The 18,411-nt window shown below is 53.0% G+C and carries 23 protein-coding genes; 9 read left to right on the top strand and 14 right to left on the bottom strand.

The annotated features are described in order from the left end of the window. Positions 1-353: 353 nt before the first annotated feature. Complete coding sequence (locus ACTG2T_RS20820; protein ID WP_330124284.1) at positions 354-1,127, bottom strand: hypothetical protein; 774 nt, start codon at positions 1,125-1,127, stop codon at positions 354-356. Between the two features lie 386 nt (positions 1,128-1,513). Between ACTG2T_RS20820 and umuD the strand changes: the two genes are divergently transcribed. Together umuD and umuC are read left to right on the top strand one after the other, a co-directional pair. Further along, complete coding sequence (gene umuD, locus ACTG2T_RS20815) at positions 1,514-1,936, top strand: translesion error-prone DNA polymerase V autoproteolytic subunit (RefSeq protein WP_330124283.1); 423 nt, start codon at positions 1,514-1,516, stop codon at positions 1,934-1,936. Next, positions 1,933-3,219: a translesion error-prone DNA polymerase V subunit UmuC gene (umuC, locus tag ACTG2T_RS20810; protein ID WP_330124282.1), complete on the top strand. Its 1,287-nt coding sequence runs from the start codon at positions 1,933-1,935 to the stop codon at positions 3,217-3,219. Before umuD ends, umuC begins: the two co-directional genes overlap by 4 nt. A 293-nt stretch (positions 3,220-3,512) precedes the next feature. Here umuC and ACTG2T_RS20805 read toward each other — a convergent pair whose 3' ends face one another. The 13 genes from ACTG2T_RS20805 to ACTG2T_RS20745 all read right to left on the bottom strand — a co-directional run bounded on the left by ACTG2T_RS20805 (position 3,513) and on the right by ACTG2T_RS20745 (position 10,250). Further along, positions 3,513-4,262 carry a hypothetical protein gene (locus tag ACTG2T_RS20805; RefSeq protein ID WP_330124281.1) on the bottom strand — a complete coding sequence of 250 codons (750 nt, stop codon included), beginning with the start codon at positions 4,260-4,262 and terminating at the stop codon, positions 3,513-3,515. Between the two features lie 229 nt (positions 4,263-4,491). Then, positions 4,492-6,720 (bottom strand): replication endonuclease, encoded by a 2,229-nt coding sequence (locus ACTG2T_RS20800; RefSeq protein WP_330124280.1) that lies wholly within the window; start codon positions 6,718-6,720, stop codon positions 4,492-4,494. Then, positions 6,717-6,974, bottom strand: coding sequence for a hypothetical protein (locus ACTG2T_RS20795; RefSeq protein ID WP_019445400.1), 258 nt, complete (start codon positions 6,972-6,974; stop codon positions 6,717-6,719). The genes ACTG2T_RS20800 and ACTG2T_RS20795 overlap by 4 nt, the downstream gene beginning before the upstream one ends. Further along, complete coding sequence (locus ACTG2T_RS20790) at positions 6,971-7,282, bottom strand: hypothetical protein (protein ID WP_201889344.1); 312 nt, start codon at positions 7,280-7,282, stop codon at positions 6,971-6,973. The genes ACTG2T_RS20795 and ACTG2T_RS20790 overlap by 4 nt, the downstream gene beginning before the upstream one ends. Continuing rightward, complete coding sequence (locus ACTG2T_RS20785; RefSeq protein WP_216989365.1) at positions 7,260-7,460, bottom strand: hypothetical protein; 201 nt, start codon at positions 7,458-7,460, stop codon at positions 7,260-7,262. The genes ACTG2T_RS20790 and ACTG2T_RS20785 overlap by 23 nt, the downstream gene beginning before the upstream one ends. After that, the gene (locus ACTG2T_RS20780) at positions 7,457-7,663 is read right to left on the bottom strand and encodes a hypothetical protein (protein WP_129503801.1); all 207 of its coding nucleotides are present in this window, start codon (positions 7,661-7,663) and stop codon (positions 7,457-7,459) included. Before ACTG2T_RS20780 ends, ACTG2T_RS20785 begins: the two co-directional genes overlap by 4 nt. A 193-nt stretch (positions 7,664-7,856) precedes the next feature. After that, the gene (locus ACTG2T_RS20775) at positions 7,857-8,117 is read right to left on the bottom strand and encodes a helix-turn-helix domain-containing protein (protein ID WP_005352009.1); all 261 of its coding nucleotides are present in this window, start codon (positions 8,115-8,117) and stop codon (positions 7,857-7,859) included. A gap of 2 nt (positions 8,118-8,119) precedes the next feature. Continuing rightward, a complete protein-coding gene (locus ACTG2T_RS20770) occupies positions 8,120-8,308 on the bottom strand; it encodes a hypothetical protein (protein ID WP_058056131.1) in 189 nt (62 codons plus the stop codon). A gap of 65 nt (positions 8,309-8,373) precedes the next feature. Continuing rightward, the gene (locus ACTG2T_RS20765; protein WP_330124279.1) at positions 8,374-8,826 is read right to left on the bottom strand and encodes a hypothetical protein; all 453 of its coding nucleotides are present in this window, start codon (positions 8,824-8,826) and stop codon (positions 8,374-8,376) included. Between the two features lie 49 nt (positions 8,827-8,875). Next, a complete protein-coding gene (locus tag ACTG2T_RS20760; protein ID WP_005351998.1) occupies positions 8,876-9,100 on the bottom strand; it encodes an ogr/Delta-like zinc finger family protein in 225 nt (74 codons plus the stop codon). An 8-nt stretch (positions 9,101-9,108) separates the two neighbouring features. After that, the gene (locus ACTG2T_RS20755; protein ID WP_330124278.1) at positions 9,109-9,618 is read right to left on the bottom strand and encodes a phage regulatory CII family protein; all 510 of its coding nucleotides are present in this window, start codon (positions 9,616-9,618) and stop codon (positions 9,109-9,111) included. A 37-nt stretch (positions 9,619-9,655) separates the two neighbouring features. Then, positions 9,656-9,925, bottom strand: a complete 270-nt coding sequence (locus tag ACTG2T_RS20750) for a DNA-binding protein (RefSeq protein ID WP_213387180.1) — start codon at positions 9,923-9,925, stop codon at positions 9,656-9,658. Positions 9,926-9,965: 40 nt separating this feature from the next. Then, entirely contained in the window at positions 9,966-10,250 is a 285-nt protein-coding gene (locus tag ACTG2T_RS20745; RefSeq protein ID WP_330124277.1) for a Cro/CI family transcriptional regulator, read from the bottom strand. Positions 10,251-10,379: 129 nt separating this feature from the next. On the opposite strand from ACTG2T_RS20745, the gene ACTG2T_RS20740 reads away from it, so the two are divergent. From ACTG2T_RS20740 to ihfA, 7 genes are all read left to right on the top strand, one after another. After that, positions 10,380-11,063 carry a LexA family protein gene (locus ACTG2T_RS20740; protein ID WP_330124368.1) on the top strand — a complete coding sequence of 228 codons (684 nt, stop codon included), beginning with the start codon at positions 10,380-10,382 and terminating at the stop codon, positions 11,061-11,063. Positions 11,064-11,110: 47 nt separating this feature from the next. Next, positions 11,111-11,614, top strand: coding sequence for a hypothetical protein (locus ACTG2T_RS20735; protein ID WP_330124276.1), 504 nt, complete (start codon positions 11,111-11,113; stop codon positions 11,612-11,614). Then, complete coding sequence (locus ACTG2T_RS20730; protein ID WP_330124275.1) at positions 11,607-12,710, top strand: ComEC/Rec2 family competence protein; 1,104 nt, start codon at positions 11,607-11,609, stop codon at positions 12,708-12,710. The genes ACTG2T_RS20735 and ACTG2T_RS20730 overlap by 8 nt, the downstream gene beginning before the upstream one ends. Before the next feature lie 548 nt (positions 12,711-13,258). Then, positions 13,259-14,245 carry a phage integrase gene (locus tag ACTG2T_RS20725; protein ID WP_330124274.1) on the top strand — a complete coding sequence of 329 codons (987 nt, stop codon included), beginning with the start codon at positions 13,259-13,261 and terminating at the stop codon, positions 14,243-14,245. Positions 14,246-14,714: 469 nt separating this feature from the next. Continuing rightward, positions 14,715-15,698, top strand: coding sequence for a phenylalanine--tRNA ligase subunit alpha (gene pheS / locus ACTG2T_RS20720; RefSeq protein ID WP_005336686.1), 984 nt, complete (start codon positions 14,715-14,717; stop codon positions 15,696-15,698). A gap of 12 nt (positions 15,699-15,710) precedes the next feature. Next, positions 15,711-18,098 carry a phenylalanine--tRNA ligase subunit beta gene (gene pheT / locus ACTG2T_RS20715; protein WP_245131736.1) on the top strand — a complete coding sequence of 796 codons (2,388 nt, stop codon included), beginning with the start codon at positions 15,711-15,713 and terminating at the stop codon, positions 18,096-18,098. 3 nt (positions 18,099-18,101) lie between these two features. Beyond that, positions 18,102-18,398, top strand: a complete 297-nt coding sequence (ihfA, locus tag ACTG2T_RS20710) for an integration host factor subunit alpha (protein WP_005300715.1) — start codon at positions 18,102-18,104, stop codon at positions 18,396-18,398. The last annotated feature ends 13 nt before the right edge of the window (positions 18,399-18,411 follow it).

Below are 18,411 nucleotides of genomic sequence, written 5' to 3'. Positions count from 1 at the left end.
CCTCACAATAAAATATAAAATGCACTAACTAGATAACTAGATAACTAGATAACTAGATAACTAGATAACTAGATAACTAGATTTAGTTAGCTCTTCTTAACAGGTTACCTTCTTGAGCATGGCCGGTCACGCACTGGAGTGCGTGACCGGTCACAATTACCAACTTTTTGCTGTTGGCAGTTGGGGAATCAACCTGTTCCAGTCGCAGTTGGCGGGTTGCACATGACGGGTCTTGTCGGCTAGGAGGTGCTGGCACGCTGCAGGGGCATCGGGAAAAAACTTGGACACCCATCTTTATTTATTAATCCCCAGCCCTAAAGGTGGGTGTCCCAAAATTATTAGTTAATAACTAGTCATTTTGCTTTATTTAAAATCTCAACAATATAGGCTCGTCCCTCGTGTGTAATTGAATATACATCATAACCTATGGAGTTATTTCTATCGTGGGTTATCAATCCATGACCTTCTAATGAGCCGATGTAATATTTTATTTCCGTATCACTGGCATCATTGTTAAGCATTTTTAATATATCATTCTCACTCATGTTATGTTTCTCTATGTTAACAAGTATTTTTTCTTCTATTTCATTTAAGTTAACATCATCAGATAACCACCTTGTTTTTTTCTGACTGACATCGATGTCAGTTGCTTTATTTTCTTTGCTTAGGGTGATTATATCTTGTTTTAATTTTTCAATTTCATTATTCTTTTTGTCAATTTCAATGTTGTATTGTTCTTCAAGTATGTATTGTTTATGACGTATTTCTCTAGCTTCATCGATCGAGAGTAGAGTACTTCCTTCTATTTCTCTTTTTATATTAGATAGTCTGCGCTGTCTTTTTTGAGTAAACCTAAAAACATACTCTGCAGGGTATGGATAAAGAAAAATATATATAGCAGTAGTAGTTAAAGGAAGTGCTAGGCCGTAGATAATTATCTCGAACCATGTGGAATAAAGCTTATCGTTAATTATGCTGAATTTTTCTAGGGTTGGTGTCTCGGAAATTACAAGTAATATAAGCTTGTAATTCCAAATGCACCATGAAATTATGAAACCTCCCATCAATGGACTAACGGCTCTTTCATACAGATAAGCCTTAATTGAATTTGATACTTCCTCGAACATTTTTTATTAGCCTATTTGAATTTTGATTATTATGAAACGTTTTATTGATAGTTGCAGCTTTATAAAACTGAAATCCATCATTTTTCTAACTTATACTCCCACAATGTTATCCGTATGGAGATGATCGGTCACGCACTATGGTGCGTGACCGGTCACAATTACCAACTTTTTGTCATAGGCTGGCGGTGCAAATGGGGGAGCAACCTGTTCCAGTCTCGGTCACTGTGGGTCGCGGGCTGAACGTGACCGGGCTTCTCGGCCAGGATCTGCTGGGCGCGTTGCAAAGTCATCGGGCATTCGGGGATGTGGAGCCAAATGCCGAACGGTGATCCTCTCCGGGCTGTTTGCTACACTGTTTTTTTATACAGCAAATCGAGATATCCCGCATGTTTGCTCAACCCACTCCTGATGCCCCCTTGTTGGAGCTGCCCCTATTCCTCTCCCCGGTGGCCTGCGGCTTTCCGTCGCCGGCGCAGGACTATACCGAGCAGACCATTGACCTCAACCAGCTGTGTATTGCCCACCCGGCGGCCACCTACTTCGTGCGGGCGGCCGGTGACAGCATGGTCGAGCACGGGATCCGCGATGGCGACCTGCTGGTCGTCGACCGCAGCCGCAAGGCTCGGCACGGCTGCGTGGTGGTTGCGGCGGTTGATGGCGAGTTCACGGTGAAAAAGCTGCAGCTTGTACCGACAGTGGCTTTGCTCCCTGGCAACTCCGCCTATCAGCCTATCCATTTCAACGATGGGCAGGAGCTGGAGATTTTCGGAGTGGTGGCCTTTGTCGTACACAAGATGGATACCCCATGAACAAGCGCTGCGCCGTCGCCCTGGTCGATGTGAACAACTTCTACGCCAGTTGCGAACGGCTGTTTCGCCCTGACTTGAAGGGGCGGCCCGTCGTGGTGCTCTCCAACAATGACGGCTGCGTGGTGGCCCGTTCGGCGGAGGCCAAGGCGCTTGGCATCAAGATGGGGGTTCCGTACTTTCAGGTCCGCCAGTTTTTCGAGGCCATGGGCGGGGTCTGGTTCTCCAGCAACTACGCCCTCTATGGCGATATGTCGAACCGGGTGATGACCATTCTGGAGGGAATGGCCCCGGCAGTGGAGGTCTATAGCATCGACGAGGCCTTCATCGAACTGAGCGAGTCGTGGGCGGGCGACCTGGTGGCCTATGGCCGTCAGATTCGCGAACGGGTGCAGCTGTGGACGGGGTTGACCGTGGGGGTCGGCATTGGCCCCACCAAGACGCTCGCCAAGCTCGCCAACTACGCCGCCAAGAAGTGGCCAGCCACCGGCGGGGTGGTGGATCTGCGGGATGAAGCGCGGCGTGCCCGGCTGATGGCGATCACCCCGGTGGATGAGATATGGGGCATTGGCCGACGGCTCACCGCCAAGCTGGAGGTGCAGGGCATCAAGACGGTGGCCGACCTGGTCGCTGCCGACCCCAAGGCGCTGCGGCGCCGATATGGCGTGGTGGTCGAGCGCACTGTGCAGGAGCTGCGCGGGCTCCCCTGTGCCGAGCTGGAGCAAGAGGCCCAGGCCAAACAGCAGATCATCTGCTCGCGTTCCTTCGGCGAGCGCATCACCCAGATCGGCGCGATGCACCAGGCGCTGGCCGGCCACATGGAACGGGCCGCAGAGAAGCTGCGGGGGGAGGGGATGTGCTGCCGGCACGTGACCCTGTTCATTCGCACCAGCCCGTTCAGCGATCGGGAGCCCTATTACGGCAACCAGGTAAGCACCAAGCTGGCGATGCCCACCCATGACACCCGGGCGCTGCTGGCCCTGATCCCGGAGCTGCTCCCGCGCATCTGGCGCGACGAGCAGCGATACCAGAAAGGGGGCGTCATGCTGGCCGACTTCACCCCCGCCAACATGCAGCAGGGCGACCTGTTCGCCGACCAGCATCCATCCCAACGCAGCGAGGCGCTGATGCAGGTCATCGACAAGATCAACCAGGGGCGGTTGGGGAAGGTCTACTTCGCGGCCCGCGGCCAAGATACTCGAGAATGGATGATGAAGCGGGAGCAGTTAAGCCCCCGCTATACCACGGCGCTCGGCGAGCTGCTTATAGTGAAGTGTTCCACTTGATACACATCTTTGGCAGAGCACCGATGCTTCGTGCAGCCATATTTGGGGGACAACCTTGTTGTTCGCCCATACTCTAAGCACCTCTGCCAAGACCATGAACTAGTTGGCGCTGAGCTTGATGGGGCCACCAATGCCCGAGGGGCTGCAGTTGGTTCACAAAAACAGAGATCTCAATAGAGATCCTTGTTGATGTTCCCTAAATTATTCGAGGGCTACCTTAGCCGACGCGCCCACTGAACACGTCTGGCGAAGCCAGCCCAAGGCATAGAGTGAAGACATTGTTATGTGCAGTTTCATCCCATGTGTGAAGCGAACTCTTCCTTGGTAAGAGGTTTTCCTACAAAAAAACCTGAATCAGGAAAACCTGTACCATTATCAAAACCGATCCACGTCGAGTGTTCTCCTGGAATTGAAGATATGATAGAAGAGACTACCGATTTTTGATCTAGGGAAGCCGCTTCTGTCCATTTCTTGATTGCTCCATCAATGGTATCAAAAACCTCTGGAGCCGAGGTAGAGGTCCGAAACATAGCTGAGAACTTCTGCTTTTCTTTCATGGTTAATGAGCCACCGGGGGCAATCAATGTCATGTAATCAGGAATAAGCTCTAGAGGTTCCATTTTATTGCCATCTAAGACGTCTGTAAGATATTGAGCAACTAGACAATCTGCATCATTATAGAAACTCTTGGGTGTATACCCTAGACTACGATATTGAGCATACATACGATGGTGTTGAAGTTCATTATCTAGGCAATCAACTAGTCGCTTCATTAAAACTGATTGAAGCGTGGTTGCGGAGCTCTTCATTCTAATATAACCTGACTTTTGGATGGAAAAGTGAAGCAATTCGTGAGCAAGTGCACATTCCTTATTTTCGGTCTTGGCGTAGCTGATTACAGCATTGTTGTTATCATTGATATATGACCCCCATGCGCTGTCGTTATCTAATGATTTTTCTGGAACTATAACTTTCCAAGCATTAATCTCTTGATACAACTCGTTTAGTTTAGGGTTTTTTTTTGCAGTTTTCGCGAAGTCCAATTTTTACCAGCCCTTTCTGTCAATTAATATTTTGGTTGAAACACATAAAAGTGATTGGATGGAAGGCGGAGTAAATACGAAAATATAGTCTCCTGTATAATGCAGCCTTGCGTTAGTAGCTGATACTGAACAAATACTCAGAATATGATATTACCAGACTAATACTAGTGTCTAGATTTAGTCGCTTGACCTCCTGATTGTTCATGCCTCACTCCTCGCACTCCTGCATCTACTCCGGCACATCCAGCCCCTCCAGCACCCGCCACATTTCTGACTGATAGGGCTGTGGCAGCATCTCGATCCAGCGATGCGTCTCGGCGTGGCCTTGTGCTTGGTAAACTTCGCCGCACAGTTCAACCAGCATTGGCCAGTCCGGATCGTCTTCCGGTACCGCGTACTCATCCAGCAGATCCTGTTCGTCAGGCAGCAGGCCTTCTAGCTGCCAATCTGGCTCGCTTGGGGTTGCTCGGCTCGATTTTACTTGGCCATTTTCCAGCCGGAGGGTGAAACCGTCCGCCGTGACGCTGGCACCAGCCCGCAATCGGTCGATGGAGAAGGGCGATAACCCCCATTGTTCCCTCATGATCTGGTCTGCGAAGGCCACAGGATCCGGCCGCGTACAGTTATTGTCAGAGCTCCAAGGTGCCGGGCTGTCGCCCGTCTTAACCCCAACCCCCCTCGCTGCAATCTCGGCTGTTCTATTGGCAACATAGGTACCTGCAGGCATCACTTCCCATCCTTGCAGGCGGGTCTTGATGCCAAAGCGTGCGGAGGTAATGCCCATTAGGCGTTTGATGTCTTCGCCATAGCTGTTGGCCTGCTCCTCAATGAGGTGGGCCAGCTTGATGGGGTGTTCGGCACGGGTTGCCAGTGCGCCGCCCATGGCGTGCAGGTAGCAGCGAAAGATGCCGTTATCTGCGGCAAATCGGGCCGCCTCAAAGCGCGGGTCTTGCAGCACTGGCTTTGGTGGGCCAACCAGTTCGGCATTTTTCTTGGCGTTGCTGATACGGCGCAGCTCGCGCCATACCCCTACCGGAGCGCCTCCGATCTGCTGGAAGGTGCGAATGCCCCACCAACTGGCCCAGGCCACGGCATGCAGGGCACCTTCATCGGCAGCGGTGCCAGCCTCTTCGTCATCGTCCAGGTAGGCGCCGTCGATGTTCTTGGCAATGTATTTGGCGAGATAGCCGGCTGCATCCCCCTTGGCCGGGTCTATCTCTTTCCAGTCAAAGCGAGGAGTAAAGTCGGTAAAGGGTGGGGCGTCTTTGATATCCCGCACCAGCTCTTCGTGGTCATCGGTCAGGGCATAGCGTTGCAGGATGCCGATCACCCGGTTGCGATCTCCTGGGCGCATAAATAGCAGCAGATGCCAGTGCGGGGTGCCGTCATGGTGAGCCTCGCAAACACGAAATCCATAAACGGGGGCGTTCCACCGTTTGAGAGCGGCTCGGGCACGGCTCCAGAGCTTGGCCAGATAGGCGCAGGTTTCCCGCGGCGTGGCCCCTTGATATCGCTTGTTCTCTACCGCTTTGCCGTTGTGCTTTTGTGTCCAGGCATGAAAGCGGCTAGGGGCTGTCCAGGTGAAGAAGACCCCCACATGACCCTGCTCCTCGGCATAGTCATTGAACCCCCGAGCACGCACCATCATTTCGTTGCGGCGGTTCACCGGGTTGGCGTTGCTGGCCTCCCAGCAATCCTTCATCGACACGACCAGGTCATACTGCTCGTTGACCACTTCCGACTCGGCCAGCCAGCGCATCATGGCCCGCTTGCGTTCGCGCACCACCTTCATGGTGGCGTTCGATACATAAGCAGATACACCCTTGCGCACTTTGCCGAGCAGAATGTTGATATGCTCTTGCAGTCTGTCCCAGCAGCGGTTGACGCGCTTTTCCCACCACTTGGCAGAGAGCAGGCGCACCAGCACGCTCAGGATCCAGTTATCCCGCACCGCGTCGGATTTGAACTTCGGCAGATCGCCGATAAACCCCCACTGGTCTGCAGGCTGGCGCATCAGCTCCCAGGTCTGCAGCAGATCCGCTTCGGCACCCTCTTTGATGCCTCGTTCAATGTTCTTGTAAATGGCCGCGGTCTGGTTGGCGAACTGGTGGGCAATCTGTTTGCGGCCGGTGTCATCGCGCATCTGTTTCGGATCGACCGGGATGGTCTGGAGCTGCATCCGCACCCACTTGGTTCGCTCCCTCAACCAGATGTTGGCAGAGCGGCAATGGGCAAAGCTGCAATCCTTGCGGCGGCGGATGTACTGCTTGAACAGGTTCTTGGTCAACTCGGTGGAGAGCCCATCGAGCAGTTGCATGGCCCAGATCAGATCGTACTGGCCGCGGTCACTAGCAAAAGCGGCGTCAAAGTTGACGCCGGGCAGAGAGTTGCAAAGGGTATCGATGCGCTGCCGCAGTGTTCTTTTCGACAGCGGCAGGCGTTTGGTCTTGCTGGTCATGCAGAGAGATAACCGGATAGCTGTTTGATGTGGGATTGGCAGCCACGAACGCTCATTTGGGCATGCTCTTTTAATCGGCGGGCGGCCGCACATTGGCGCAGCAACTGTTTGATGCTGGCGTGGGGGCGGGCAGGTAGCCGGCGCGCATGGGCCAGCTCTCGCTGATAAAGGCGCAGCCGTGCCTCGTCTTCCCGGTAGGTGGCTTGCCAGCGATCTTGCAGGAGCGTGAGCTCCCATTGCAGTCCATGGCTCATTTGATGATCTCCCCCTGTCCATGCAGTGGTGCGCACTCGGCCCACCACTCGGCAATTTCCCGGGCTAGTGCCAACTCCAGATTTGCAGCGGCCAACCAGTAGACGGTGCGCATTGCACCCAGCGCCAGCAGCTCGGCCACCTGATCCCGGTTGCCTCTGGCATCGCTGCCCGCAGCGATAAACTCGGCGCGGGCGGCAAACCAGTGGGTGGTCAGTTGGCTGACCGGTGTGGTGGGTTGCATATGTGCAGGGCCGGCTTCGCTCTGCTCTTGTTGTGCGTCCAGCTCAAACAGTTCGAAGTTGCTCATCGCATGCCTCATCTATTGCCTGAAAGTCCGGCTCATCGATGGCGATATGGCCTGCCTCGATGCGGATCGAGATACCGAGTTCACCACCACAGCAAAGCGGGGCTGTCGGCAGCAGTTTCGGTTCGTTCTGGGCCAGCCACTCTTTCAGGCTGGCCAGGGTGAACAGCGTGGTGCTCATGCCTCATCCCCCATCACCAAATCGTCATCGAGTAGATCCGCAGGCTTGCTGGTCACCACCAGTTGCACCTGGATGTATTCATTCCCCGAGTAGAGTGCGCCCAGGGCGATGCGGTTATCCTCGGCGCGTGCGGCAAACATCTCGGCTAGCAGACCCTCGATCACCTTGGGAGCTTGGTTGGCAATCTTGATGGCGTCACTCATGGGCGGGCCCTCCGATTGAGATGGTGAAACAGCTGGTGCCAGCGCAATGACTGCTGCGCCTGGACTAACAGGGATTTGCCCTCTGACCCCCGATAGGTAAAAGAGGCAGGGCGAGCTTTGGCGGTCAGCCGTTGTTGAAGGCGCGGCAACTCGGCTAGCGCTTCTTGTTCCGATATGGGGTGGAAGATCTGTCTCATGGCTGCACCTCCGGCGTGGCGATGCCAGTCAGTAACCAGTCGATGTGCCGTTTCAGCTCCGGGTGGTTGGCAATCAGCAGGAACAAACCGCCGCCAATCTCGCGGTATCCCAGCTCGTAGTTCTTGAGCGTGGTGGGTGGAATACCCAGCAGGTCGGCAAACTTCGGGCGGCTTAGCTTCAACTGTTCCCGCAACTGGCGCAGGCGCTTGGCGGCATGGTGGTTGAGCAGATTGATTTGGGTCGGTTGTGCGGTCATGGTCAGGCTCCTTGTTGAGGTGTGCAGGGGTTGATGCGGCTGAACAGAGAAGCCCAAGCCAGTGCGGTGGAACGCTCGAGCAGCGCCACACCGTCCGGGTGTTGGCTCAGACGGGCGCCATATCGGCCCGTCAGCTTGCGTTGCTGGATGCGAAGGTTGCGCAGTGCGCAGGGGATCGCTAAAGTTGCCATGTCGACTTCCTCATACGTTGTTGATAAAGGCCCGCTTGGAGTTGCAGCTCCGTTAAGCGGGCTTTTTAGTGCCCGATTGCTCTCGGGCCTTCTTGGCCAATCTGGCCAGCGACATTCACCGCATGATCCAGTTGCCGGCGTTTGGCCTGTTCTCTCTTCTTCCGCTCGGCCACTTCAGCCGGGGTCACCTTCACCGATGGGTGCCACACCTTCGGATCACACCCGCTGTGAAACAGCGACTGATAATCCAGCGCAATCACCGCAAGGCGGATCGCCTCACGCTGCTGATAGGGCAGGGCAGAGAGGGTCGCCATCATCAGCGAATCCCACGGCTGGCGAGCGATGGCGCAAATGGCGACTCGCTTGGTCTTGGGCGCATTAAGCCAATCACCGTCGAGGTTTGAACCTGCCCGATTGAGGTGCTCCCGCAACAGCGCAATGCCTGCGGTATTCATCAACACCTGCTCCTCGGCGGTCAGACCGGCGATGTTGCGGGGTTCGTGTTGGGTGTGTTGCATGCTGGTTTCTCCTTCACCTGTGCGCAGAATTTGGCGGCCAGTGAGGGGGTCACTGGGCCACCTCTTTCACCCTGCGCGGGACAATGGGCAGCACAATGGCCGGATTGGGCATGGCACTGGGGCTGATGGTTGCGATGATTTCGAACCCCGCCTTGAAGGTGTGGCCGCAATCCACATTGCTGCATTGATAAGTGGCGATGCCGCAAAGCGGGCTCATCCGGATGGATGTGCGAGTGCTGGCGCGGGCACCACAGTGGGGGCAAATCAGTCTCATGGGTTCTCCTAAGCCCCGGCCGCCATGCGCGCCATATCCAGCGCACAAGACAGAGAGGGAATGGCTTGGTATTTGTGCTCGATCTCGGTGATCAGCAGGGCGAGGTTGCCCATGGCTGCCGTTGCAGCACCGACCAGCGCATTGCGCTGCCCTTTGGTGACGCGGCCGCTCTCCACCACTGTCAGCGCCTGTGCGCCGAGTCCGGCCACCTTGGCCGTGGTGTCAATCACCTGATGGGCCAGGCTCGGGCCCTTCTCTCGCTCGGGGATGGCAATGGCCGTCAGGCCACAGCAGAACAGGGCACCGTCGAACAGGGTTTCATCCCTCTCACTTGCCTGGGTAATAGCAATCAACTCAGCAACCGTCAGCTCGTGAGGTTGGTCGGGGTTTAACTTGTTGCGCAGGATCTGCGGATTCATGCCCGTTAGTTGGGCGATCTCGGCCATGTTGTGACTGGCCGCAAAGCGTTGGCATGCGCTGATCCAGTGCGGATGTTTGTTGGGGCTATCCGTAAACATGTGAAGTTCTCCTTGACCCGTTATGGTGTCTGTAGGTTCACGCGAGCGTCATGGTGACGTAGCGCTCAGCCTGATAACGGGCTTTCAGGAACAGGGCGTAAAGATTGACCTCGCGAGGTGCGCCCGGGCCGTCTTGCAAAATGGGCAACTGGCCGCGGTCGGCACGCTTTTTAACGGCTCCAATCGTCAAGCCTTGGCGCTTGGCGTACTCCTCTAGGCTTTCGCTGACCCGATCACCAAACGGGTAATCAAGCGGTAATTGGCTTACATCACTGGGGATGCGGATAGGTTTGATTCGAGTAGTCATGATGAATCCTTCTTAGGGGGTTCAAACACAGGGGGGATTGTCAGGAAGCGTTGCCAGATAGAGCGTTTGCCGCGGCAATGGCTCGCTTCACACACGGAAAATCAGCCGGGGTAGCCGTTGTTGCGACGCGTTGTGTGTCCCGCTCTTGGCCAGGCAGAGCGGTGGTGTCAGCCTTAAGCTGACCGCCGGTCATCAATTCGAGCTGATAGGCGCGACCTTGGGGGATTGTCTCGCCCCACTGCGAAACTGACTGCGGCTTGATACCTAGGGCGGCAGCTAATTGGACTACGCTGCCATAATGCTGAACTGCGTCATGTTTTTTCATTTTCTTACTCTCTCGGCAGGGCTTATATACTCAATGGAAGTAAATGTAAGATCGCTTGCGGGCGAAGGCAACAAAAACTTACCAAAAAAGAAAGTAAAAGCTACGCATTCGTTGTGTAAGATAACTTACATGAACATACATTCGCGCATAAAATCACAACGATTAGTTCACGGCTTGACCCAAGAATCCTTGGCTAAAAGGCTGGGAATTAACCGCGTCTCTATCAGCCAGTGGGAGCGAGGAGACACCTCGCCGAAAGGTAACAACCTAGTTAGGCTTGCTGAGATTCTTGGAGTTAAGCCGGAATGGCTGCTTTTCGGTGACGATGCTGCAAGCAGCACTGGGACAAGCTTGCCCGGTTATCACAACGTCGAACCAGCAGTGATCTATCAGGGCAAACGGATCCCGATTCTTAGCTATGTCCAAGCGGGCAACTGGCGTGAGATGTGCGAGCAGGCTACTGCCTTCGATGGCAATGTCGAATATGTGGTAGCGGGAGTTGAACTCGGCCCTTGCGGTTTTGGCCTCTGGGTGCGTGGAGACTCTATGGCTCCACAGTTTAAAGAAGGTGATTTAGTCATCGTCGACCCTGATATTGCTCCAAAGGCTGGGGACTTCGTGGTCGCCTCCAATGGTAAGGAAGAAGCAACATTCAAAAAGTACCGATCCCGTGGTGAGTACGAAAACGGTCAGCCACGCTTCGAGCTTGTACCTCTTAACGAAGATCATGAAACCCTCAGTACCGACCAGACTTCGATTACCATCATCGGTGTTGTCGTAGAACACCGTAGTTTTTTTAAGCGGGGAGGGTAATTTTTTAATTAGTGATTATATTGCCAATCATGATGAGGGATTTTTAAATGTCTGAGTTAATCGGTAAATTATCAACTTATAACATATTTAATTTTTTGTTGCCAGGTATTGTTTTTTCAGTTTTAAGTAATTATTTCGTTGGGATTTCACTTGTTCAAAATGACATCCTAGTCGGAGCTTTTTTCTACTACTTTATCGGTCTTATTATTAGCCGGATAGGCTCTGTTATAGTTGAACCATTACTTCTTTTTTGTAGAGTAGTCAAGTTTGAAAAATATGAAAGATATATAAAAGCATCTAAGCTTGATACTACACTTCCTATGCATTCAGAAACAAATAATATGTTTAGAACATTTGTTTCTTTATTCATGTGTCTCGGTTTTTTGAAGATATATAAATCTAGTGTTTTAAGTGAATTTATCTCAACTGAAAATATATCGTACTGCCTATTGATTGGGGGAGGAGTGTTATTTGTTTTTGCATATAGAAAACAAACTCAATACATCACAAAAAAAATAAATAAACAACTCGATGGAGAACGGGATGAGTAAAAACTCTTTTGAAATTGATTTTCTCAATGTTGGTTCACCTAAAAGTGGTGATGCCATAACAATTAAGATGACTGTAAATGGCGTAGTTAAGATTCATGTTGTTGATGGAGGATTTCAATCTACAGGTGAAAAGATATGCAGCTTTTTAGAGACGTACTATGGCGTCACAGATAAAATTGATTATGTAGTTGTTACCCATAATGATGGTGACCATGCTGGTGGGCTTCGAGCGGTTCTAGAGAAGTATGATGTAGGTACTTTGTATATGCTCAGGCCTTGGATATATGCTGATGAGTTAATTGACGGTTTCAAACGATGGCGTATCCCAGAAAATTTGGAGAAAGAGCTTAGAAGTGCATATCCAAATTTAGATGCCTTAGAAAAAATAGCCTTAGAGAAAGGAATTGAAATTAAAGAGCCTTTCCAAGGGACATCAATTGGAGAATTTACAGTACTTTGGCCATCCAAAGCTGATTACTTTGAATTAATTTATGATTCGGATAAAACACCAGAAGTTCATGAGGATGCATATGCTGGTGTTGAAGCTGTTAAAGTAGCAAGCGAAGCATATTCAAAGCTTATTGATAGTGCGCAGGCATATATTTCAGCTAAATGGGGGGTGGAACTTTTCCCTACAAAAGATACTAGCGCAGAAAATAACATGAGCATTATCCAGTATGCTAAAATTGATGGCAAAGAAATATTGCTAACAGGTGATGCAGGAAAAAGAGCATTGTCAAGTGCATATACGTATGTAACAGAGCAGTTTGGCGCACCAAAAATAACGCACTTTCAAGTTCCTCATCATGGTTCCAGAAATAATGTTGACACCGAGACTTTAGATTCTTGGCTGGGAAAAGTTCTGGATGCTATACCCGAAAAAGATGAAACTTTGTTTAGTGCCATTGTCTGTGCATCCAAAAAGGATAAAAAACATCCGAGGAAAACTGTTATTAGAGCAATTATTCATCGAGGGGGGCACATTGGTTCTACGGAAGAGTCACATAAAAGATTTCAATATAATGCGCCGAAGAGGGATGGTTGGTCTGCATATCCGTCAATGCAATACCCAACACAGTGTGAACCTTTAAATTAAATTTGCCGTTATTTAACCGATTTATAAGAAACCACGCCCATCCCCCGAACTTTATCGGAATGATGGGCAGATTGTAGATATGATGATGTGCTGGCGAAACTTAGTAAGTGTGATAGATTTTTATCGAATAGATACTTGAAATGCCTTCAATTATTTCACCTATATTAATCATCAAATATCCTATTATCCATGCTGCCAGATAGGATAGAGCATCACAAACGATTTAAGGGTAATCAACATCAGTTGGACGTGTATCAAGCTGACGTTCTAGTACTTCATAACCACACTTTCTCTTTCTTTGTATAGATCTCTAGCTGAGCTACTAGGTCAAATTATACTCTGTTTTAGTACTCTCTAATTTCCCAATTTCTGACTATCCACTTTGTATGCCATCACCTTAATCAAACACTGTCAATCATCATAGAGTGCTGTATAAATTTACAGTGTTTTGTAGGGGGTGTAATGACAATGAGTGTGGCTGGGCCGGGAGAGGTGTATATGTATGGACTTCGGGGATGGGTGAACGCCTTCCTGTACAAGGAGGGACGATGAGCATCAAGTCTATTCCCGAGGGTTACCTGGTCGATATCCGCCCGCAGGGGAGGGAGGGCAAGCGGATCCGCAAGCGCTTCAATACCAAGTCAGAAGCCCAGCAGTTCGAACGCTGGGTGATCGCCACCGAACATAATAAAGAGTGGGTTGATCGCCCTGCAGATAACCGACCGCTCTCTGAGCTGATCGAACTCTGGTGGCGCTACCATGGCCAAACCCTGAAAGCAGGGGAGGCGGTTCGCAAGAAACTTCACAATATCGATGCCGCGTTGCGCCACCCATTGGCAAGGCAGGTGACGCGGGCGCTGTTCTCCGAGTATCGGGCGAAGCGACTCAACGCAGGCCGACAGCCCAAGACGGTGAACCGCGAGCAGGAGATGCTGGGTGGGGTGTTCTCGGTACTGATAGACCTCGGCCATTACCAACATGTACATCCGCTCAAAGAAATGAAGAAGGTCAAACTGGTTGAGCGGTCGATGGGCTACCTGGCCCAGGATGAGATTAGCGAAGTCTTGGCCGCGTTATCGGGGGATAACCTGAAGGTGGTCAAACTCTGCTTGGCCACGGGGGCGCGTTGGAGTGAGGCAGCCAATCTGCGCCGCGAGGAGGTGCGGGCCCATCGGGTAACCTATATTAATACCAAGAATGGCAAGAACCGCACCGTGCCGATCTCGGCCGATCTGACGAAAGAGATAACGAATGGGGTAAATCGGGGCCCGCTGTTCCGTGACCTCGACTATATGTTTGTGCGTGAGGTGATCAAGTCAGTGGCACCGGATCTGCCTGCAGGGCAGGCGGTGCATGTGTTCCGGCACACTTTTGCGTCACATTTTATGATGTCTGGGGGAAACATCCTCGCGCTGCAAAAAATTTTGGGCCATCACAACATCCAGCAGACGATGACCTATGCCCACTTCGCACCGGACTACCTGAGCGATGCTGTGCGCTTCAACCCGCTGGAAAATCCACTGCCCACCATATGACAAAGTGTCCACAAATTGCCCCAAACAGGGTCGTCTGGGGTGACTAAGCGTCACCCCTTGTAGTCCCCAACTCATTGATTTTAATCTAAGTTATTGTTTTTATTGGGTATGTTAAGGCGGCTCAGGCCTCCTTTTTTGTATCTATAACCATCTGTTTTACATCATTTTTTCTTTTTCCTCGTCCATATTCTGTCCGCTGTTTTACACGCGCTACATATTTCTCCACATAAGGTGATAAGTGCGAGATGACCTGTTCTACAAAAGCTTCATATGCCAACAAACTAGATGTTTGTTCTACTATTTCAAGAGTGACGGTGAGCCAATGAGACTCGCTTGATATAACAAAATGATTTGTAGGGAGAAAAGCCCACCTTAGCTATGGTCAGCGAAGGGGCTTTTTTTGTATTATTCCCCTCTTGACCTTATTTAGCCTAAAGGCTCCTGTACCGGGAGTGGTGACGAGGAAGACATGCAACAGCTTGAAGAAGTAGTCGGCCAAGCCAGAGCCGAAATTGAGGGCGTGAGCGATATCGCTACCCTCGACGAAATCCGGGTCAAATATCTGGGTAAAAAGGGCTTTTTTACCGAGCAGATGAAGGGCCTGGGTGCCTTGTCTGCCGAAGAGCGTCCCGCCGCGGGCGCCGTGATCAACCAGGCCAAACAGCAGGTTCAGGATGCGCTGAACGAGCGTCGTGAAGCGCTCGAAGTTGCTGTGCTGAACCAGAAGCTGGCTGCCGAGACCATCGACGTCAGCCTGCCGGGCCGTCGCATCGAGAATGGCGGTCTGCACCCGGTAACCCGCACCATCGAGCGCATCGAGCGCCTGTTTGGCGAGATGGGCTTCAAGGTTGCCCGTGGTCCCGAGATTGAAGATGGCTTCCACAACTTCGATGCGCTGAACATTCCGGCTCATCACCCGGCGCGTACCGATCACGATACCTTCTACTTCAATCCTGATCTGATGCTGCGTACCCACACCTCCGGTGTGCAGATCCGCACCATGGAGCATCAGCAGCCGCCGATCCGCATCATTGCACCGGGCCGCGTCTATCGTAACGACTACGACATGACCCACACCCCGATGTTCCATCAGGTTGAAGGCCTGCTGGTTGACGAGCATGCCAGCTTTACCGAGCTGAAGGGCATTCTGCACGACTTCCTGCGCAACTACTTCGAGGAAGACCTGACCATTCGCTTCCGTCCTTCCTATTTCCCGTTCACCGAGCCGAGCGCTGAAGTGGACGTGATGGGCAAGAACGGCAAGTGGCTGGAAGTGCTGGGCTGCGGCATGGTTCACCCGAACGTACTGCGTTCGGTCGGCATCGATCCGGAAAAATACTCGGGCTTTGCCTTCGGCATGGGCGTTGAGCGCCTGACCATGCTGCGTTACGGGGTCAACGACCTGCGTGCCTTCTTCGAAAACGACCTGCGCTTCCTCAAGCAGTTCAAGTAAGGGCGAGAGAACATGAAATTCAGTAAATCCTGGGTGATGGAGTGGGTCCGCACCGAGTTGAGTGACAACGCGCTGGCCGAGCAGATCACCATGGCCGGTCTGGAAGTGGACGCCGTGGAAGCGGTGGCTGGCCAGTTCAACAATGTGGTCGTGGGTGAAGTGGTCGAATGCGCCCAGCATCCTGACGCCGACAAGCTGCGGGTGACCAAGGTCAACGTGGGTGAAGCCGAGCTGCTGGACATCGTCTGTGGCGCGCCGAACTGCCGTCAGGGCCTCAAAGTGTGCGTGGCCAAAGTAGGGGCGACCCTGCCGGGTGATTTCACCATCAAGAAAGCCAAGCTGCGTGGCCAGCCGTCCCACGGCATGCTCTGCTCTTTCAGTGAGCTGGGTATCGACGTTGAAGCCGATGGCATCATCGAGCTGCCGGCCGATGCCCCCATCGGTACCGATATTCGCGACTACCTCAATCTGAACGACGTCTCCATCGATGTGGATCTGACTCCGAACCGTGCCGATTGCCTCGGTATCGCCGGTCTGGCCCGTGAAATTGGCGTGCTTAACAGCGTGGACGTGGTCGAGCCGACCTGGGCACCAGCTGTTGCCACCATTGATGCAACTTTCCCGATCCGGGTTGAAGCACCAGCTGATTGCCCCCGTTATCTGGGCCGCGTCATCAAAGGGCTGAACTTGCAGGCCCAGAGCCCGCTCTGGATGCAAGAGAAGCTACGCCGTGGCGGCATTCGTTCCATCGACGCCATCGTCGACATCACCAACTACCTGCTGCTGGAATACGGTCAGCCGATGCACGCCTTCGATCTGGCTACCCTGGAAGGGGAACTGGTGGTGCGTCGTGCCCACGCCGATGAGCCGATGACCCTGCTCGATGGCAACGAAGTGAAGCTCAAAGAGACCACCCTGGTGATTGCTGATGCCAAAGGCCCTGCCTGCATGGCCGGGATCTTCGGCGGTAACCGCACCGGTGTATCCGAGACCACCACCGACATCCTGCTGGAGTGCGCCTTCTTCGCGCCGCTCTCCATCACAGGTCGTGCTCGTGCTTACGGTCTGCACACCGACTCTTCCCATCGCTTCGAGCGCGGGGTTGATCCCGAGCTGCAAGCCAAGGTGATGGACAGAGCCACCCGTCTGCTGCTGGACATCTGCGGCGGCGAAGCGGGTCCGGTCATCGAGGTCAAATCCGATGCCCATCTGCCGAAAGCGGCCCCCATCAAGCTGCGTCGCGCCAAGCTCGACAAGGTGATCGGTATCAGCGTGGCGGATGCTCAGGTGGTCGAGATCCTGACTCGCCTCGGCATGCAGGTGACTGTGGATGCTGACGGTTGGACCGCGCTGGCACCCTCCTGGCGTTTCGATATCGCCATCGAGGAAGACCTCATCGAGGAAGTGGCTCGCATCTACGGCTACAACAACATCCCGAACCTGAAACCCGCTGCTTCCTTGGCGATGGTGGAGCAGGCAGAAGGGCAGGTGACCCTGAAGCGCGTGCGCGACCTGCTGGTTGACCGCGGTTTCCAGGAAGCGATCACCTACAGCTTCGTTGATCCCAAGACCCAGCAAACCCTGTTCCCGCAGAGCGATGCCATCGTACTGCCGAACCCGATCTCGGTCGAAATGTCCGCCATGCGGGTCTCTCTGTTCCCGGGTCTGGTGCAAGCTGTTGTTTACAACCAGAACCGTCAGCAGCCGCGGGTGCGTCTGTTTGAACAGGGTCTGCGTTTCATCAAGGATGAAAGCGCCGAGAACGGCATCCGTCAGGAGCCGATGTTGGCCGGTATCATCACCGGCAACCAGAGCGACGAGCACTGGGACATCAAAACCCGCGCAGCCGACTTCTTTGATTTGAAAGGGGACCTGGAAGCGGTGCTGGATTTGACCGCCGAAGGGGCCACCTTTACCTTCGAGCGTACCGAGCACAGCGCCCTGCATCCGGGCCAGAGCGCAGCCATCCTGCGTAATGGCGAGATCATCGGCCACATCGGCGTGATCCACCCGAGCCTCGAGAAGAAGCTGGGCCTCAAGAGCCGCGCGGTGATGTTTGAGCTGGAGCTGGACAAGCTGACCCCGGCCAAGGTGCCTGTGGCAGCCGAAGTTTCCAAGTTCCCGGCAAACCGTCGCGACATCGCCGTCGTGGTCGATCGTCAGGTTCTGGCAGGTGATGTGCTTGCGGTAATTAAAAAAGTTGGCGGAAATCAGGTAGTTGGAATAAACTTGTTTGACGTATACCAGGGTGCTGGTATGGCAGAGGACAAGAAGAGCCTGGCCATCAGTCTTGTATTGCAAGATACCCAGCGAACCCTGGAGGAGAAAGAGATTGCCGAGACCGTAGACAATGTCGTGCGGGCCCTTGGTGAAGAGTTGAATGCATCCTTGAGGGATTGATCTATGGCGCTTACCAAAGCCGACATTGCAGAGCACCTGTTCACCCAGCTCGGGATGAGCAAGCGTGAAGCCAAAGATATGGTGGAAGCCTTCTTTGAGGAAATCCGACAGGCGCTTGAGCGTGGTGAACAAGTCAAGATTTCAGGCTTCGGTAACTTTGACCTTCGTGAGAAGAATCAGCGTCCCGGACGCAACCCCAAGACGGGCGAGGATATTCCGATCAGCGCCCGCCGCGTGGTGACCTTCCGGCCTGGCCAGAAGCTCAAGGCCAGGGTAGAAAATGTTGAACCCAACGAGTGATAAAAAGCCAGGC

The sequence above is a fragment of the Aeromonas sp. 75A genome (assembly GCF_051919425.1).
Taxonomy (GTDB): Bacteria; Pseudomonadota; Gammaproteobacteria; order Enterobacterales; family Aeromonadaceae; genus Aeromonas; species Aeromonas veronii.
This window is presented reverse-complemented; position numbering and strand designations above follow the sequence as displayed.

What these genes read in the sequence shown, in the direction of transcription:
- ACTG2T_RS20820 (WP_330124284.1), bottom strand. Translation starts at nt 1,127, where the DNA reads ATGTTCGAGGAAGTATCAAATTCAATTAAGGCTTATCTGTATGAAAGA.
- umuD (WP_330124283.1), top strand. Translation starts at nt 1,514, where the DNA reads ATGTTTGCTCAACCCACTCCTGATGCCCCCTTGTTGGAGCTGCCCCTA.
- umuC (WP_330124282.1), top strand. Translation starts at nt 1,933, where the DNA reads ATGAACAAGCGCTGCGCCGTCGCCCTGGTCGATGTGAACAACTTCTAC.
- ACTG2T_RS20800 (WP_330124280.1), bottom strand. Translation starts at nt 6,720, where the DNA reads ATGACCAGCAAGACCAAACGCCTGCCGCTGTCGAAAAGAACACTGCGG.
- ACTG2T_RS20795 (WP_019445400.1), bottom strand. Translation starts at nt 6,974, where the DNA reads ATGAGCCATGGACTGCAATGGGAGCTCACGCTCCTGCAAGATCGCTGG.
- ACTG2T_RS20790 (WP_201889344.1), bottom strand. Translation starts at nt 7,282, where the DNA reads ATGAGCAACTTCGAACTGTTTGAGCTGGACGCACAACAAGAGCAGAGC.
- ACTG2T_RS20785 (WP_216989365.1), bottom strand. Translation starts at nt 7,460, where the DNA reads ATGAGCACCACGCTGTTCACCCTGGCCAGCCTGAAAGAGTGGCTGGCC.
- ACTG2T_RS20780 (WP_129503801.1), bottom strand. Translation starts at nt 7,663, where the DNA reads ATGAGTGACGCCATCAAGATTGCCAACCAAGCTCCCAAGGTGATCGAG.
- ACTG2T_RS20775 (WP_005352009.1), bottom strand. Translation starts at nt 8,117, where the DNA reads ATGACCGCACAACCGACCCAAATCAATCTGCTCAACCACCATGCCGCC.
- ACTG2T_RS20770 (WP_058056131.1), bottom strand. Translation starts at nt 8,308, where the DNA reads ATGGCAACTTTAGCGATCCCCTGCGCACTGCGCAACCTTCGCATCCAG.
- ACTG2T_RS20765 (WP_330124279.1), bottom strand. Translation starts at nt 8,826, where the DNA reads ATGCAACACACCCAACACGAACCCCGCAACATCGCCGGTCTGACCGCC.
- ACTG2T_RS20760 (WP_005351998.1), bottom strand. Translation starts at nt 9,100, where the DNA reads ATGAGACTGATTTGCCCCCACTGTGGTGCCCGCGCCAGCACTCGCACA.
- ACTG2T_RS20755 (WP_330124278.1), bottom strand. Translation starts at nt 9,618, where the DNA reads ATGTTTACGGATAGCCCCAACAAACATCCGCACTGGATCAGCGCATGC.
- ACTG2T_RS20750 (WP_213387180.1), bottom strand. Translation starts at nt 9,925, where the DNA reads ATGACTACTCGAATCAAACCTATCCGCATCCCCAGTGATGTAAGCCAA.
- ACTG2T_RS20745 (WP_330124277.1), bottom strand. Translation starts at nt 10,250, where the DNA reads ATGAAAAAACATGACGCAGTTCAGCATTATGGCAGCGTAGTCCAATTA.
- ACTG2T_RS20740 (WP_330124368.1), top strand. Translation starts at nt 10,380, where the DNA reads ATGAACATACATTCGCGCATAAAATCACAACGATTAGTTCACGGCTTG.
- ACTG2T_RS20735 (WP_330124276.1), top strand. Translation starts at nt 11,111, where the DNA reads ATGTCTGAGTTAATCGGTAAATTATCAACTTATAACATATTTAATTTT.
- ACTG2T_RS20730 (WP_330124275.1), top strand. Translation starts at nt 11,607, where the DNA reads ATGAGTAAAAACTCTTTTGAAATTGATTTTCTCAATGTTGGTTCACCT.
- ACTG2T_RS20725 (WP_330124274.1), top strand. Translation starts at nt 13,259, where the DNA reads ATGAGCATCAAGTCTATTCCCGAGGGTTACCTGGTCGATATCCGCCCG.
- pheS (WP_005336686.1), top strand. Translation starts at nt 14,715, where the DNA reads ATGCAACAGCTTGAAGAAGTAGTCGGCCAAGCCAGAGCCGAAATTGAG.
- pheT (WP_245131736.1), top strand. Translation starts at nt 15,711, where the DNA reads ATGAAATTCAGTAAATCCTGGGTGATGGAGTGGGTCCGCACCGAGTTG.
- ihfA (WP_005300715.1), top strand. Translation starts at nt 18,102, where the DNA reads ATGGCGCTTACCAAAGCCGACATTGCAGAGCACCTGTTCACCCAGCTC.